This window comes from Nocardia sp. NPDC055165 (assembly GCF_053606985.1).
Genome location: NZ_JBSGSS010000006.1, coordinates 96,380 through 111,509, shown reverse-complemented (window position 1 = coordinate 111,509; position 15,130 = coordinate 96,380). Strand labels below are relative to the sequence as shown.

Annotated in this window: 16 protein-coding genes and 1 pseudogene; 14 read left to right on the top strand and 3 right to left on the bottom strand. The window is 67.5% G+C overall.

The genetic code is table 11. The features are described 5' to 3' along the window. Positions 1–121: 121 nt before the first annotated feature. Together ACWFRF_RS14510 and ACWFRF_RS14505 are read left to right on the top strand one after the other, a co-directional pair. Positions 122–313: a DUF3046 domain-containing protein gene (locus ACWFRF_RS14510; RefSeq protein WP_062988054.1), complete on the top strand. Its 192-nt coding sequence runs from the start codon at positions 122–124 to the stop codon at positions 311–313. A gap of 7 nt (positions 314–320) precedes the next feature. Continuing rightward, positions 321–1,541, top strand: coding sequence for a phosphotransferase (locus ACWFRF_RS14505; RefSeq protein ID WP_452450317.1), 1,221 nt, complete (start codon positions 321–323; stop codon positions 1,539–1,541). Positions 1,542–1,552: 11 nt separating this feature from the next. On the opposite strand, the gene ACWFRF_RS14500 is transcribed toward ACWFRF_RS14505, so the two are convergent. Beyond that, positions 1,553–2,068, bottom strand: a complete 516-nt coding sequence (locus tag ACWFRF_RS14500; RefSeq protein ID WP_379316886.1) for a CGNR zinc finger domain-containing protein — start codon at positions 2,066–2,068, stop codon at positions 1,553–1,555. Positions 2,069–2,197: 129 nt separating this feature from the next. On the opposite strand from ACWFRF_RS14500, the gene ACWFRF_RS14495 reads away from it, so the two are divergent. The 12 genes and pseudogenes from ACWFRF_RS14495 (at position 2,198) to ACWFRF_RS14440 (ending at position 13,442) form a co-directional block, all read left to right on the top strand. Then, entirely contained in the window at positions 2,198–2,659 is a 462-nt protein-coding gene (locus ACWFRF_RS14495) for a VOC family protein (RefSeq protein ID WP_387442396.1), read from the top strand. A 38-nt stretch (positions 2,660–2,697) separates the two neighbouring features. Then, positions 2,698–3,579: a pyridoxamine 5'-phosphate oxidase family protein gene (locus ACWFRF_RS14490; RefSeq protein ID WP_378988523.1), complete on the top strand. Its 882-nt coding sequence runs from the start codon at positions 2,698–2,700 to the stop codon at positions 3,577–3,579. Between the two features lie 19 nt (positions 3,580–3,598). Continuing rightward, positions 3,599–4,048, top strand: a complete 450-nt coding sequence (locus ACWFRF_RS14485; RefSeq protein WP_378988526.1) for a nuclear transport factor 2 family protein — start codon at positions 3,599–3,601, stop codon at positions 4,046–4,048. 172 nt (positions 4,049–4,220) lie between these two features. After that, positions 4,221–5,258: a recombinase RecA gene (recA, locus tag ACWFRF_RS14480; protein WP_067460620.1), complete on the top strand. Its 1,038-nt coding sequence runs from the start codon at positions 4,221–4,223 to the stop codon at positions 5,256–5,258. A 508-nt stretch (positions 5,259–5,766) separates the two neighbouring features. Next, positions 5,767–6,213, top strand: a pseudogene (locus ACWFRF_RS14475) (regulatory protein RecX); the annotation flags it as partial. Beyond that, positions 6,211–6,588, top strand: coding sequence for a hypothetical protein (locus tag ACWFRF_RS14470; RefSeq protein ID WP_452450607.1), 378 nt, complete (start codon positions 6,211–6,213; stop codon positions 6,586–6,588). The pseudogene ACWFRF_RS14475 and the gene ACWFRF_RS14470, both read left to right, overlap by 3 nt. Before the next feature lie 205 nt (positions 6,589–6,793). Then, positions 6,794–7,444, top strand: a complete 651-nt coding sequence (locus ACWFRF_RS14465; RefSeq protein WP_378628265.1) for an ABC transporter permease — start codon at positions 6,794–6,796, stop codon at positions 7,442–7,444. Continuing rightward, on the top strand, positions 7,437–8,606 hold the full coding sequence (locus ACWFRF_RS14460) for an ABC transporter ATP-binding protein (protein ID WP_379314542.1): 1,170 nt from the start codon (positions 7,437–7,439) through the stop codon (positions 8,604–8,606). The genes ACWFRF_RS14465 and ACWFRF_RS14460 overlap by 8 nt, the downstream gene beginning before the upstream one ends. A 247-nt stretch (positions 8,607–8,853) precedes the next feature. Beyond that, a complete protein-coding gene (locus ACWFRF_RS14455; protein WP_452450606.1) occupies positions 8,854–9,627 on the top strand; it encodes an ABC transporter permease in 774 nt (257 codons plus the stop codon). Further along, positions 9,624–10,604, top strand: a complete 981-nt coding sequence (locus tag ACWFRF_RS14450) for a glycine betaine ABC transporter substrate-binding protein (RefSeq protein WP_378988530.1) — start codon at positions 9,624–9,626, stop codon at positions 10,602–10,604. The genes ACWFRF_RS14455 and ACWFRF_RS14450 overlap by 4 nt, the downstream gene beginning before the upstream one ends. A gap of 174 nt (positions 10,605–10,778) precedes the next feature. Continuing rightward, positions 10,779–11,639 (top strand): 3-hydroxyacyl-CoA dehydrogenase, encoded by an 861-nt coding sequence (locus ACWFRF_RS14445; protein WP_387442405.1) that lies wholly within the window; start codon positions 10,779–10,781, stop codon positions 11,637–11,639. Between the two features lie 36 nt (positions 11,640–11,675). Then, positions 11,676–13,442 carry an oleate hydratase gene (locus ACWFRF_RS14440; RefSeq protein ID WP_452450312.1) on the top strand — a complete coding sequence of 589 codons (1,767 nt, stop codon included), beginning with the start codon at positions 11,676–11,678 and terminating at the stop codon, positions 13,440–13,442. A gap of 57 nt (positions 13,443–13,499) precedes the next feature. On the opposite strand, the gene ACWFRF_RS14435 is transcribed toward ACWFRF_RS14440, so the two are convergent. Then, on the bottom strand, positions 13,500–14,390 hold the full coding sequence (locus ACWFRF_RS14435) for an amino acid ABC transporter permease (RefSeq protein ID WP_378988536.1): 891 nt from the start codon (positions 14,388–14,390) through the stop codon (positions 13,500–13,502). Beyond that, positions 14,387–15,058 carry an amino acid ABC transporter permease gene (locus ACWFRF_RS14430; protein ID WP_378626608.1) on the bottom strand — a complete coding sequence of 224 codons (672 nt, stop codon included), beginning with the start codon at positions 15,056–15,058 and terminating at the stop codon, positions 14,387–14,389. The genes ACWFRF_RS14435 and ACWFRF_RS14430 overlap by 4 nt, the downstream gene beginning before the upstream one ends. Between the last annotated feature and the right edge of the window lie 72 nt (positions 15,059–15,130).

The window sequence follows — 15,130 nt, the reverse complement described above, 5'->3', positions numbered from 1 at the left end:
GCTCAGACGAGTCGGAGAGTGGCCCTGAGCAGGGTGCGCGCGGACGATCCTGGGTGTCGCGACGGAGGTGCGCTGAGCGGGGCCCTGTCGGCTCTGGTCCAGCGCGAGTATCTTGGGCAACGTGCGATTGACCGAATTCCAGGAGCTGATGCACACCGAGTTCGGCGTGGCGCGCGCCGACGCCATGCTGACCGATCACGTGATACCCCAGCTGGGGCGCACGGGGGCGGTGGCGATCGACAATGGTGTCGACCCACGCGACGTCTGGCGGGCGCTGTGTGCCGACTTCGACGTACCTCCGAACCGGTGGTGACCAGGAAATGGCCGTGACAGCGCAGAACCCGGACACGCGACCGTATCGGTTCGACGAGCGGCTGCGGATGATCCCGGTCGACGCCGAAACCCTCGCGGCCAGGGTCGCCCTCGCCGACCCGCACGATTTTCCCGGCCTGCGCAGGCTCGGCATCGCGCTGATGCTGCTGGGGCGCTACGACGAGGCCCTCGACCGGCTCGATCAGGCCCTCGAACTGGCCGACACCGAGCGGCGCCGGATCACCGTCTGGATCAACCTGGCCGATGTCTACCGCTATCACGGCGAGCCGGGGCACGCCGAGATCCTCTACCGCCGGGCGCTGCACGCCAGCCGCGCGCTCGACCCCGAGCTCGTCTCCTTCGCCGCCCACCACCTGGGCAAGTCACTGGCCGAACAGCACCGTCCGCTGGAGGCGCGCGAGCTGCTCAACGAGGCCATGCGGCTGCGGGTGGCCGACGGCGATTCCGAACTCATCGAGTCCACCCGCGCGGCCCTCGACCATCTCGACGAGCTGGCCGTGCCGCTGCCACCGGTGATCGAGGAGCTCCTCGGGCCGGTGCCGGAGTGGTCCGACGATCACGAGGGCTGTGACGGGAACCTGGTGCGGTCGGGTGAGTACTGGATCAAGCGTGGTCCGCGGGCGGTGGCCGAGCACGCCCGGCTGACGTGGTTGCGCGACAACGGGATCGCGGTGCCGGACGTGGTCGCGTTCGCCGAGGATGTTCTCGTTCTCGCGGATGCCGGTGGATCGCTCGCCGGACAGACCGATCCGGCCGAAGTCGGTGCCCAGATGGGCCGCGCCCTGCGGTCGTTGCACGACCTCCCGGTGCCGAGTTGCCCCTTCGCGGGTGGTCTGGATCTCAGCCTCGCCCGCGCCCACCGCCATGTGGTCGAGGGCTTCGTCGACCCCACGGATTTCGACGACGATCATCGCGACCTCTCGCCTACCGCGATACTCGAGCGCCTGCGGGAGCGGCGCCCGGCCACCGAGGATCTGGTCGTCACGCACGGCGATTTCACGCCGGGCAATGTGCTCGCCGGCGGCTTGCTCATCGATGTCGCGACGCTGGGCACCGGCGACCGCTATCGCGATCTGGCGCTGGCCGAGCGCGACCTGGCCGGGGACTTCGGGGTCGCGGCGGTCACGGCGTTCTACACCGCCTACGGCCTGACCGAACCCGACCGCGTCAAGCTCGACTACTACCGGCTGCTCGACGAACTGTTCTGACGAGGCGCTGCTCAGCTGGTCTTGGCGTAGTGGCGCGCGGCCTTGGTGCGGTTGCCGCAGGTCGCCATCGAATGCCAGCGGCGGGTGCCGTTCTTGGACGTGTCGTAGAAGAACAACACGCAGTCGGGATGCGCGCATTGGCGGATCCGCTGCGGTGCCTGCGCGATCAGGTGCAGCAGATTGTCGGCGGCGAGCCAGCCGGGTAGCCACGCCGGGTCGTCGACCTCGGGGGTGTCCTGTGGCCCCTCGTCGGTGAGCTCGCGCCGGATTCGCCCGTGGTCGAGGACCTTGTTCAGTGCGGTGTGGTCGGCGCGAGTGACGGCGTCGTGCACGGCTGCGCGCGCGGTGTGCAGCGCGGTGAGGGCGTGGTTGTCGGCGGGTACGCGATCGGCGAGCCCGAGGAGCTCCAGCCAGGTGCGCAGCCCGTCGAGATCGGCGAGCAGGTCGCCGGGTTCGGCGCCCGCCCACCGGGTGTTGAGCAGGTCGAGCGCAGGGGGTTCGCCGGTGTGCGGACGGGGATCGCGCATGCCCGAGGTTATCAACACGCCCCTCCTAACTGTCTAAAAGTATTTCAAGGGTTGACGAGGCGGGTGAGCTCATTCTATGTTCTAACTGCTCAACAACCGATAGGCAGTTAATCATTCCGGGAGGAAACCATGACCACCGTCGCCGCACCTGTGCTCACCACCGGTCATATCGGACTCAACGTCGCCGACCTCGACCGTTCCGTCGACTTCTACCGCCGTGGCCTCGGCTTCGAACAGCTCGGCACCGGCGCCGACGGCGAACAGCGCTGGGCATTCCTCGGCCGGGGCGGTGCGCTGGTGCTCACGCTGTGGCAGCAGAGCAGCGGCGAGTTCTCCACCAGTACGCCGGGCCTGCATCACCTGTCGTTCCAGGTCGACGACGTCGACACGGTGCGGGCCGTCGAGTCGGCGCTGCGCGCGGTCGATGCCGAGTTCTTTCACGACGGGGTGGTCGCCCACGGTGAGGGCGCGTCCTCCGGTGGCATCTTCTTCGCCGATCCCGATGGCATTCGCCTCGAGGTGTTCGCGCCGCTGGGCGCCGATACCGCTCCCGCGCCGGCCGGACCCGCCCCGACGTGCGGATTCTTCTGACCCACGGGCAATTCACGTCGTAGACAGGGAGGGCGAGGATGTTTCACTCCGGAGAACTGGCTGTGCAGCAACGCCTGGGGCAGGCCGACGCGGCTGCTCGCGTCGGCCGTTCGATCAGAACCGGGATTCCGGCGGTCGCCGCGTCCTTCCTGGCCGAGCAGCCGATGGTGGTGCTCGGTGCCGCCGATCCGGCGGGGCGGCTGTGGGCGAGCCCGCTCACCGGTCCCGCCGGGTTCGTGCACGCGATCGATGACGCGACCATCGACATCGACACGCTGCCCGAGACGTCGGATCCGCTCTCGGCGGCGATGGCGGGTGACGTCGACGTCGGGCTGATCGCCCTGCAGCCGCAGCGCCGCAGGCGGATGCGCGTCAACGGCACATCGGTGGTGCGCGACGGTGGACTGCGGATCACCACCGAGCAGGTCTACGCGAACTGCCCGAAGTACATCTCGCGCAGGCAGATTCGGGAGGTGTCTGCCGCCGGGGAGCCCGGCCCGGTGTGGCGTGGCACGGCGCTCACGCCCACTGCGGTCGAGATGGTGGGGGCCGCCGACACCTTCTTCGTCGCCACCGCCGACAGTGACGGGCACGCCGACGCCTCACACCGCGGTGGCAATCCCGGTTTTCTGCAGGTGCTGTCGCCGACCCGGTTGCGCTGGCCGGACTATCGCGGCAACTCGATGTTCATGACGCTGGGCAACCTCGCCGTGCAACCGCGCTGTGGGTTGCTCGTCGCCGACTGGTCGACCGGTGCGCTGCTGCAGCTCACCGGCCGCGCCGAATTAGTCTGGGACAGCGCGGCATTCACTACCGGCGCGCAGTGTGCTGTCGACTTCACCGTCGAGGAGGCGATCGAACGGCCCGGTGCGCTCGCTGTGCGCTGGGGGCCGCCCGAGCTCTCCCCGAACAACCCCTGATGACATCGAAAGGTCTTCCATGCGTCCGCCATTGCCACCCTTTGATCTCGACTCCGCGCGCGCGAAGGTGCTCGCCGCCGAAAATGCCTGGAACACCAGGGATCCCGAACGCGTCGCCGCCGCGTACACCGAGGATTCGGTCTGGCGCAACCGCGACGAGTTCTTCACCGGCCATGCCGCGATCGTCGACTTCCTCACCCGCAAATGGTCGGCCGAGAACGGCTACGCGCTGCGCAAGGATCTGTGGGCTTTCCACGACAACCGCATCGCCGTGCGCTTCCAGTACGAATGGCACGACGAATCGGGGCAGTGGTGGCGCAGCTACGGCAACGAGCAGTGGGAGTTCGCGGCGGACGGGCGGATGGCACGGCGCGAGGCCAGCATCAACGACGTGCGCATCGAACAGTCGCAGCGGCGGATCTTCGGGCCACGCGCCGAGGGCGACGACTCGGTGCTGCCGCAGCGCTGACGACCGGTATCGCTCCCGGATTGCTGGTCGGAGCGGCTGCTTCGCGTGTTGCCGGGCGCGTCGCTTGACTCGAATGGGTGTTCGACTAACCTGGGCGCCAGAACTTGTCGGTGCCGGCCTCTACTGTGGGCGCCAACCAGAGAGACACTCACCTCGAGAAGGGGCACACATCATGGCACCGCAGGCCTACGATCGCGACAAAGCGCTGGAACTGGCACTGGCGCAGGTGGAGAAGAGCTTCGGTAAGGGCGCGGTCATGCGCCTGGGCGAAGAGACCCGCCAGCCGATCGCGGTCATCCCGACCGGCTCCATCGCGCTCGACGTCGCGCTCGGTATCGGTGGGTTGCCGCGCGGTCGCGTCGTGGAGATCTACGGCCCGGAATCCTCGGGTAAGACCACCGTCGCGCTACACGCCGTCGCCAACGCCCAGGCCGCGGGCGGTGTCGCCGCCTTCATCGACGCCGAGCACGCCCTCGACCCCGACTACGCCCGCAAGCTGGGCGTCGACACCGACGCGCTGCTGGTCTCCCAGCCCGATACCGGTGAGCAGGCCCTGGAGATCGCCGACATGCTGGTGCGCTCCGGCGCCATCGACATCCTCGTCATCGACTCCGTCGCCGCCCTGGTGCCGCGCGCGGAAATCGAAGGCGAGATGGGCGACAGCCACGTCGGCCTGCAGGCCCGCCTCATGAGCCAGGCGCTGCGCAAGATGACCGGTGCGCTCAGCAACTCCGGCACCACCGCCATCTTCATCAACCAGCTGCGCGAGAAGATCGGCGTCATGTTCGGCTCCCCGGAGACCACCACCGGTGGTAAGGCGCTGAAGTTCTACGCCTCGGTCCGCCTGGACGTGCGCCGCATCGAGACCCTCAAGGACGGCAGCGACGCGGTCGGCAACCGCACCCGCGTGAAGGTGGTCAAGAACAAGGTCGCCCCGCCGTTCAAGCAGGCCGAGTTCGACATCCTCTACGGCCAGGGCATCTCCAAGGAGGGCTCGCTCATCGACATGGGTGTCGAGCACGGCTTCATCCGCAAGTCCGGCTCCTGGTACACCTACGAGGGCGACCAGCTGGGCCAGGGCAAGGAGAACGCCCGCAAGTTCCTGCTGGAGAACACCGACGTGCGCGACGAGGTCGAGAAGAAGATCAAGGAGAAGCTGGGCATCGGCGCCGTCCTGACCGCCGAGGCCGACGCGCCCGCCGACTTCTGAGCCGATGACCACGCCGAGCCCCGGCGGCCACCGCGATTCGGCCGACCCGGTCGAACAGATGCGCAGGCAGCTGGCTCGCCTCGGTATCGAGGTCGAGCCGGAGCCGGTCATACCGCCCGCGGTAGGGCGCGGCAGGGGCACGGCCGATGAACTCGTCCGGTCGGCTCGTGACACACGAGCCGACCCGGACGCGGAGAGGATTCGGTCGGGTGCGGGCGATCCGCAGCGCGCGCACCCGACCGGATTCACCGATGGTGACAAACCACCGCGTTTCGCTGCGCGGGTTGGTGATGATCATGAAGAGTGGGGGAGCGAGGGTCGGCGACGACCCCGCGGCGCACGACGCGAACGCAAGTCCGCGCGGCGCGACGAAGTCTCCCTGTCGACCGTCGTCGGTGGTGACGACGGACGGCAGGCGGATCCGGTGGCGGCCGGATCCCAGCCGGGAGAGCCCGACAGGCGGGCCGGCGCACGCCGGCTCGCCCCGGGCGACCGTCCCGATGCGACCTTGGAGCAGGCCAAGGACGTGTGTCTGCGATTGCTCTCGGTACGTGCTCGCAGCCGCGCGGAATTGGAGAAACGACTCGGCGAGAAGGGCTTCCGTATCGAGGTGACCGAGGCCGCTCTCGAGCGGTTCACCGAGATCGGCCTGATCAACGACGCCTCGTTCGCTGAACAGTGGGTCCACGAACGGCACACCTACTCCGGCCGGGGCAAGAAGGCTCTCCACCGTGAATTGCGCGAGAAGGGCGTCGCCCCGAGCGACGCGGAAGAGGCGTTGTCGATGGTCACCGACGACGCCGAAAACGCTCGCGCCGCCGACCTGGTCCGCCGAAAACTACGCACCCTTCCCCGGGAGATAGAACGCGACAAGGCAGTCCGCCGACTCGTCGGCATGCTGGCCCGCCGCGGCTACGACCAATCCACCGCCTTCGCCGTCGTCACCGCCGAGTTGGACGAAGCGGGGTTCGAACGCACCGCGCCCCGCCCCCCTCGTGCTGCCGGCGAGGGGGAGCAGGCGCCGCCTACCGCCGCGGCAGGTGGCTCGTGGCGGACACGCCGTTCGCTGTCGCGCGGTGCTGGTTTTTCGGACGCCGATGAAACCGCCGGTGAGACGGACGAAGCGGATAGTGCCCGCCCCTCGCGCCCGGCTCCCGGCGACGAACAGGCCGCGATCGACCTGGTTCGGCGCAAACTCCGTTCCATGCCCGCCGATCTGGACCGCACCAAGGCGACGCGACGCCTGGTCGACATGCTCGCCCGCCGCGGCTACAGCTCGTCAACGGCCTTCGCGGTGGTGAAAGCGGAACTGTCGCAGGCGGATCGGTGAGGTCCGTGGAGACAAGCGCCGAACTGCCGCGAGGGCGGTACGCGGCGCGTAAGATGATCACGCTCGGCGAAACCTGTTTCAGTGCAAGCTGATTCGCCGCGTCGGTGACGATGTGGATGTGGGGACGGGATGTTTCACCCGGTTCGGGGTGGGAAATCCGGGGAGCAGGGCCGTAGGCGGCCGCCGAACGACGGGGAGGTGGACCCTGGACGCGTTGTGGTCGTTCGTGGTGAACCGGCGGGAGCAATTGCTGGTCGATTCCTATCTGCATGTGTCGGCGGTGGTGCAGTCGCTGGTGCTGGCGACCGTGATCGCGGTGGCACTCGGGATACTCGTGTATCGAAGTCCGCTCGGGTCAGCTGCCGCTACCGCGATGGCGGGGGCGATTCTGACGGTGCCCTCGTTCGCGTTGCTCGGGTTGCTGATTCCGTTTCTCGGGCTCGGCGTCGGGCCCACGATCGTGGCCCTGGTGCTCTACGCGCTGTTGCCGATCCTGCGGAACACGGTGCTCGGGTTGTCGTCGGTGGATCCGGCGGTGACCGATGCCGCGCGCGGTGTCGGGATGAACCGGTTGCGCCTGCTGACCAAGATCGAACTGCCGCTGGCATGGCCGTCCATTCTCACCGGAATGCGGGTCAGCACCCAGATGATCATGGGCATCCTGGCACTGGCGGCCTACGCGAAGGGGCCCGGCCTCGGCAACGTGATCTTCTCCGGACTCTCCCGCCTCGGCAGCCCGAACGCGGTGCCGCAGGCACTCACCGGCACCGTCCTCATCGTCGTGCTCGCACTCGCACTCGACGGCGTCCTGGTTCTGCTCGGACGGCTCACTATTCCGAGGGGAATTCGTGACTGACATCGAAACCACCAACGCGGTACGTGCTTCCGCGGTCTCCGGGGTCGAGATCGTCCTCGACCGGGTCACCAAGCGCTATCCCGAGCAGCCCGAACCCGCGGTCGAGGAGGTCTCCATGACCATCCCGGCCGGGGAGATCGTGGTGCTGGTCGGCCCGTCCGGCTGCGGCAAGACCACCACCATGCGCATGATCAACCGGCTGATCGAACCCACCTCGGGCACCGTCACCATCGGCGGCCGCGACGCCGGCGCGATCGACGCCGACGAATTGCGCCGCGGCATCGGCTATTCGATCCAGCAGGCCGGACTGTTCCCGCACATGACCGTCGCCAAGAACATCGCCACGGTGCCCGGCCTGCTCGGCTGGGACCGCCGCCGCACCGCCGAGCGCACCGACGAGATGCTCACCCTCGTCGGCCTCGACCCCGGCACCTACCGCAACCGCTACCCCCGCCAGCTCTCCGGTGGACAGCAGCAGCGCGTCGGTGTGGCCAGGGCACTGGCGGCCGACCCGCCGGTCCTGCTGATGGACGAGCCGTTCGGCGCGGTCGACCCGATCACCCGTGGGCTGCTGCAGGACGAATTGCTCCGGCTGCAAAGCGAACTCGGCAAGACCATCGTCTTCGTCACCCACGACTTCGGGGAAGCGGTGAAGCTGGGCGATCGTATCGCCGTCCTCGGCGACCGCTCCCGCATCCTGCAGTACGACACCCCCGCCGCGATCCTGGCGGCCCCCGCCGACGAGACGGTCGCCGGGTTCGTCGGCGCGACCGCCACCATCGACCGCCTCGGCCTCACCGTCCTCGCCGACCTCGACCTGGACCAGGGCATCACCGCCACCGACGACACCACCCCCGCGGCCTTCACCGCCGCCCTGCGGGACGCGGACCGCACCTGGGGCATCGTCCTCGACGCCCAGCGCCGCCCGCTCCGGCGAGTGACGACCGATGAACTCGCCCACGCGGATTCGCCGCGCGACCTCGGCACCCCGATCGGCGCCACCCTCCCCGCCGACGCCACGCTGCAAGACGCGCTGGCCGCGCTGCTCACCGAACGCACCGCTTCCGCCGTCGTCGTCGACAACACCGGGACCTACGCCGGAACAGTCACCGTCGACACCCTCATCAACCACCTCGCCGCCACCGAATCGGCGCCGGCATGACGACCGAATCGCATCAATGGCCGGCCTCCTACGAACCTGCGGTGCCCGCAGGCTGCGCCGCGGATGATCGTGGTCCACACAGGGTGTGCCTGGTTCTCGCTGGCTCGGTGTCGGCGAGCCGAACCAACCAGATCCCGGGTGTCCGTGGTGTCGGAGCACAGTGGTCAGCGCTACGGTCACTGGTCGAATCGGACCGGGTGAGGAGATCGATATCGTGACGAATTCTGTTGCCACCTCTGCACGTTCGATCGCCGACGTCCCCGCCGCGACCGCTGCCCCCGCCACCCAGCGGCGCGCGGAATACCTCCGACTGCTGGCTCAGCCGGTGATCGTGCTGATCCTCACCGTCGGGGTGCTGGTCTGGGCCTTCCGGCGCGACCTCACGGTCACCCAGCAGGCCAGCATCAGCGTGCGCAATGTCGCCCAGGTGACCTGGCAGCACATCTTGATCACGGCGGCGGTCGTGCTCATCGTCGTGGTGCTGGCCGTGCCGCTCGGGACACTGCTCACCAGGCACCGATTCCTCCGTCTGGCCCCGATTTTCGTCGGCATCGCCAACATCGGGGCATCGGCGCCGGCGATCGGCCTGATCGTGCTGTGCTACCTGGTCACCCGCACCACCGGGTTCTGGGTGGGTGTCGCGCCGATCGCGTTCTGCTCGCTGCTGCCGGTGCTGCGCAATACGATCCTGGGCTACCAGGAGGTCGACCCCGCCCTGATAGACGCGGGCCGGGGACAGGGCATGTCGGCGGGACTCGTGTTGCGCCGCATCGAGTTCCCACTCGCGGTGCCCTACATCCTGGCCGGCCTGCGGACTTCGTTGGTGCTGGCCGTCGGCACCGCCACCCTGTCGTTCATGGTGAGTGCGGGTGGACTCGGCATTCTCATCGACACCGGTTACAAACTGCGCGACACCGTGACTCTGACGCTCGGCGCGGTGCTCGCCGTCGCGCTGGCGCTGTTCGTCGACTGGCTGGGCGCGCTGGCCGAACAGTTTCTCGGTCCGAGGGGGTTGCGGTGAGATTCACCGGATTGTTGCGCGGACTGGTCCCGGTGCTGAGCGTCGTGGTGCTCGCGAGTTGCGGTCTGCAGTCGGGCGGTTCGGTGCCGCTGCCCGTGGGACCGGGCAGTATCGAGCCGGTGCCGGAACTCGACGGTGTCGCGGTGACGGTGGGCTCCAAGGACTTCACCGAGGCCAACATCCTCGGCTACATGATCGAATTCGCCTTGACGGCCGCGGGCGCGAATGTGCGTGACCTGACCAATATCCAAGGCTCCAACAGCTTGCGCGACGCACAACTGAACGGCCAGATCGACATCGCCTACGACTACACCGGCACCGGCTGGATCAACTACCTCGGCAAGGAGAAGCCGATCCCCACCGAGGCGGCGCAGTTCGACGCGGTCCGCGACGCCGACCTGGCCGAACACAACATGGTCTGGGCGGCGATGGCGCCGATGAACAACACCTACGCCCTGGTCACGAGCAAGGGCACCGCCGAGGAAACCGGCGTGCGCACGCTGTCGGACTACGCGAAACTCCTCGCGAAAGATCCCGCTGCGGCGGCCACCTGCGTCGGCACCGAGTTCAACGTCCGCCCGGACGGCTATCCCGGTCTGGCTGCCGCCTACGGGATCGACCCGGGCAAGGCCCAGCGCCAGATCGTCCAGGACGCGCTCGTCTACCAGGCCACCGCCGACGCGAAGCAGTGCCGCTTCGGCTCGGTCGCCGCCACCGACGGCCGCATCCCCGCGCTCGAACTGGTGCTTCTCGAAGACGACAAGGCGTTCTTCCCGAAGTACAACGCGTCGCTGGTCATGCACCGCGATTTCGCCGACGCGCACCCCGAGGCCGTGCAGGTGATGGCACCGATCTCCGCCCGCCTCACCAACGAGGTGATCACCGAACTCAACCGTCAGGTCGACATCGACGGTCGCGAACCCGCCGATGTCGCCCGCGACTGGATGGTCGCCGAGGGCCTCGTCACCGCCGGCTGACCCACTGTGCCGGTTTGCCGAACTGTTACCAGCATCTGCCCGAGATGTCCGGAACGCGTGGGTCGCTCACACCAACGCCTCAGCTTCTCGGTCCATGATGGACTGCGGTAGAGACACCGGAAACCAGGACGCGCAGCGGTGGGGGTGCCCGCGTCCAGACTGGGAGGCTGACGCATGACCATCGAATTCCGCAAGGTGACAGTCCTCGGGACGGGGGTGCTCGGATCCCAGATCGCCTTCCAGACCGCCTTCCACGGGTTCGACGTCACCGCCTACGACATCGACGACGCGGCGCTCACCGCCGCACGCACCCGATTCGATGGACTCGCCGCGGTGTATCAGCAGGACGTGGCAGGCGCCGATGCGAGCAACACCGCGGCGACCGCGGCGCGCATCACCCTGACCACCGATCTGGCCACCGCGGCGGCCGAGGCGGACCTCATCATCGAGGCGGTGCCGGAGGTACTCGAGATCAAGCGCGACCTGTACGGCAAGCTCGGTGCGCTCGCGCCCGAACGCACCGTGTTCGCGACGAATTCCTCGACGCTGCTGCCCAGCGACATCGTCGACTACACCGGGCGCCCCGATCGGTTCCTGGCGCTGCACTTCGCCAACCACGTCTGGAAGTTCAACACCGCCGAGGTGATGGGCACCGAGCAGACCGATCCGGCGGTGTTCGCCGCCGTGGTGGAGTTCGCGAAAGCGATCGGCATGGTGCCGATCGAATTGCACAAGGAGAAGGCGGGTTACGTCCTCAACTCGCTGCTGGTGCCGTTCCTGAATTCCGGAATCGAGCTCGCCGCGGGCGGATACGCCGAACCCGCCGCGGTCGACGAGACCTGGCGCATCGCCACCGGCGCACCCATGGGCCCGTTCCAGATCCTCGACATCGTCGGCCTGACCACTCCGTACAACATCCTGATCAACGGCAGCGCCGCCCACAAGAAGCTCGCGGCCTGGCTCAAGGAGAACTACATCGACAAGGGCAAGCTCGGTGCCGCGACAGGAGAGGGGTTCTACCGCTACAGCGCATAGTCCCGCTCGACTTTCCGGAACGGACAGAGGAGACGGATGTACTACAGCAGTGGCAATTACGAAGCGTTCGCCCGGCCGCGCAAACCCGAAGGGGTGGACGCCAAATCGGCCTGGTTCGTCGGTGCCGGGCTGGCCTCGCTCTCCGGCGCGGCGTTCCTCATCAGGGACGGGCAGCTGGCAGCCGACAAGATCACCGTGCTGGAGCGGCTGGCTCTGCCCGGCGGCGCGCTCGACGGCATCAGGGAACCGAAGAAGGGGTTCGTCATTCGTGGCGGGCGCGAGATGGAGAACCACTTCGAATGCCTGTGGGACCTCTATCGTTCGGTGCCGTCGATGGAGATCGAGGGCGCCAGCGTGCTCGACGAGTTCTACTGGCTCAACAAGGACGACCCGAACTTCTCCCTGCAGCGGGCCACCGTGCAACGGGGCCAGGACGCGCACACCGACGGCTTGTTCACGCTCACCGATCGTGCGCAGAAGGACATCGTGAAGGTGTTCCTCGCCACCCGCGAGCAGATGGAGAACAAGCGCATCGACGAGGTGTTCGGCCCGGACTTCCTGGCCAGCAACTTCTGGCTGTACTGGCGCACCATGTTCGCGTTCGAGGAATGGCACAGCGCGCTGGAGATGAAGCTGTACCTGCACCGGTTCATCCACCACATCGGCGGCCTGCCCGACTTCTCCGCGTTGAAGTTCACCAAATACAACCAGTACGAGTCGCTGGTGCTGCCGCTGTACCGGTGGCTGCTCGACCAGGGTGTGCGATTCCGCTTCGACACCGAGGTCACCGACGTCGACTTCGACATCAGCGGGCCGCGCAAGCAGGCCACCCGGCTGCACTGGGTGTCCGAGGGCGTCGAGGGCGGGGTCGACCTGACCGCGGACGACCTGCTGTTCGTCACCATCGGCTCGCTCACCGAGAACTCGAACGAGGGCGATCAGCACACTCCCGCCCGGCTCGACGAGGGACCTGCCCCGGCCTGGGATCTGTGGCGGCGCATCGCTGCCAAGGACCCCGCGTTCGGCCATCCGGAGGTCTTCGGCGGCCACATCCCGGAGACCAAATGGGAGTCGGCCACGGTCACCACCCTCGACGAGCGCATTCCCCGCTACATCCAGAAGATCTGTAAGCGAGACCCGTTCAGCGGCAGGGTGGTCACCGGCGGCATCGTGACGGCGAAGGACTCGTCCTGGCTGATGAGCTGGACGGTGAACCGGCAGCCGCACTTCAAGCAGCAGCCCGCCGATCAGATCGTGGTGTGGGTGTACGCGCTGTTCGTCGATCGGCCCGGCGATTTCGTGAAGAAGTCGATGCAGGACTGTACAGGCGCGGAGATCACCCAGGAATGGCTGTACCACCTGGGTGTTCCCGAAGCCGAGATCCCGGAGATGGCCGCGGACGCCGCGACGTGCGTCCCGGTGATGATGCCGTATGTCACCGCGTTCTTCATGCCGCGCCAGGCCGGTGACCGCCCCGACGTGGTGCCCGCGGGCGCGGTGAACTTCGCCTTCATCGGCCAGTTCGCGGAGACCACCCGCGACTGCATCTTCACCACCGAGTACTCGGTGCGCACCGGTATGGAAGCGGCCTACACGCTGCTCGGTGTCGAGCGGGGAGTGCCGGAGGTCTTCGGCTCCACCTACGACATCCGGTCGCTGCTCGCGGCGACCAGCAAGTTGCGCGACGGCGAGGAGATGAGCCTGCCCGGACCTGAGTTCGTCCGCAATCGACTGCTGAAGAAGCTCGACGACACCGAGATCGGGCCGCTGCTGCGCGAATTCGGCCTCATCGGCGAGGACTAGGAAACAACGATCGGGGCCCGATCCGGACGGATCGGGCCCCGATTGTCGTGGGTGGGACTACTTCTTGGTGATGTCCACGCCGGGCGCGGCGTCGGCGAGGATCGAGTCGGCGGCCAGCACCGCGCCACCGCTCTTCTTCCGCGACCGCAACCGCTTTTCCAGTGTGGTGGCCAGGAAGCTCAGCGCCATGTTGAGCGAGATCATGATCAGCGCGATGACGATCAGCGCGGGGATCGTGTTCTGCAACGACGCGCCTTCTTGCTGACCCGACCGCACCAGCTCCACGTAGGTGATCTGGTAGCCCAGCGCGGTGTCCTTGAGGACAACGACCATCTGCGAGACCAGTGCGGGCAGCATGGCCGTGATGGCCTGCGGCAGCAGGATCAGCCGCATGAGCTGGTTCTTGCGCAGCCCCAGCGCCACGGCGGCTTCGGTCTGTCCCTTGGGCAGGGACTTGATGCCCGCGCGCACGATCTCGGCGATGACCGCGGAGTTGTAGATGATCAGCGCGATGACCACCGCGGCCAGCGCGAGCTGATCGGACGGGAACAGGTCGTAGTCGCCGAACACCGCGAACAGGAAGATCATCAGGATCAGCACCGGGATCGCCCTGGCGAACTCGACGATCGTGCCCGCGACCCAGCGCACCCACGCGTGGTCCGACAGGCGCAGGATCCCGAAGATCATGCCGAAGAACACCGAGCCGATGATCGAGATCACGGCGGCGGTGAGGGTGCCTTCCAGACCGGGCAGGAGATAGGTTTCCCAGATCTCGGACTCGAGGAACGGCTTCCACTTGGCCGCGGTGAACTGGCCCTTGTCGGCGAACGCGTCGTAGAGCCACCAGCCCGCGCCGACCAGCACGACGACGACCAGAACCGAGTACAGGTTGTGACGCAGCCGCGCGCGGGGCCCCGGAGCGTCGAACAGAACCGAAGCGCCGCTCATCGTGCCACCTCGTATCGCTTGGCCAGCCAGCCGAACAACAGCCCGGTCGGCAGGGTGAGGACGACGAAGCCGAGCGCGAAGATCGCACCGATGGTGAGAATGGCGGCTTCGTTCTCGATCATCGCGCCCATCAGGTACGCGGCTTCGGCGACACCGATGACGGAGGCGACCGTCGAATTCTTGGTCAGCGCGATCAGCACACTGCCCAGGGGCGCGATGACGGCCCGGAAGGCTTGGGGCAGCACGATCAATCGCAGGTTCTGGGCGAATCCGAAGCCCAGCGACCGGCCCGCTTCGGACTGGCCGAGCGCGACGGTATTGATGCCCGAACGCAGCGATTCGCAGACGAAGGCGGCGGTGTAGACGCTCAGGCCGATGATCGCCCAGCGATAGTTGATGACCTTGATCTCGTCACTGCCGAGTTTCCACCCGAGGGTGCTGTACAGGCCGAGCGAGGTGAATACCAGGATCAGGGTGAGCGGAGTGTTGCGGAAGACCGCTACATACGCCGCGCCGACCCAGCGCGCGACCGGAATCGGGGATACGCGCATGCCGGCGACGACGGTACCGATGACGAGCGCACCGATCGCCGAGAAGAAGGTGAGTTTGATGGTTACCCAGAACGCATCGAGGATTTGGTTGTCATACCTCGAGATCAGGTCGAACACGGACGCGCGTCCTCCGATCGGTGTGAAAGCCAGCAGGACAACACCGCATCGGTGACCCGGGAAACCCCGGGC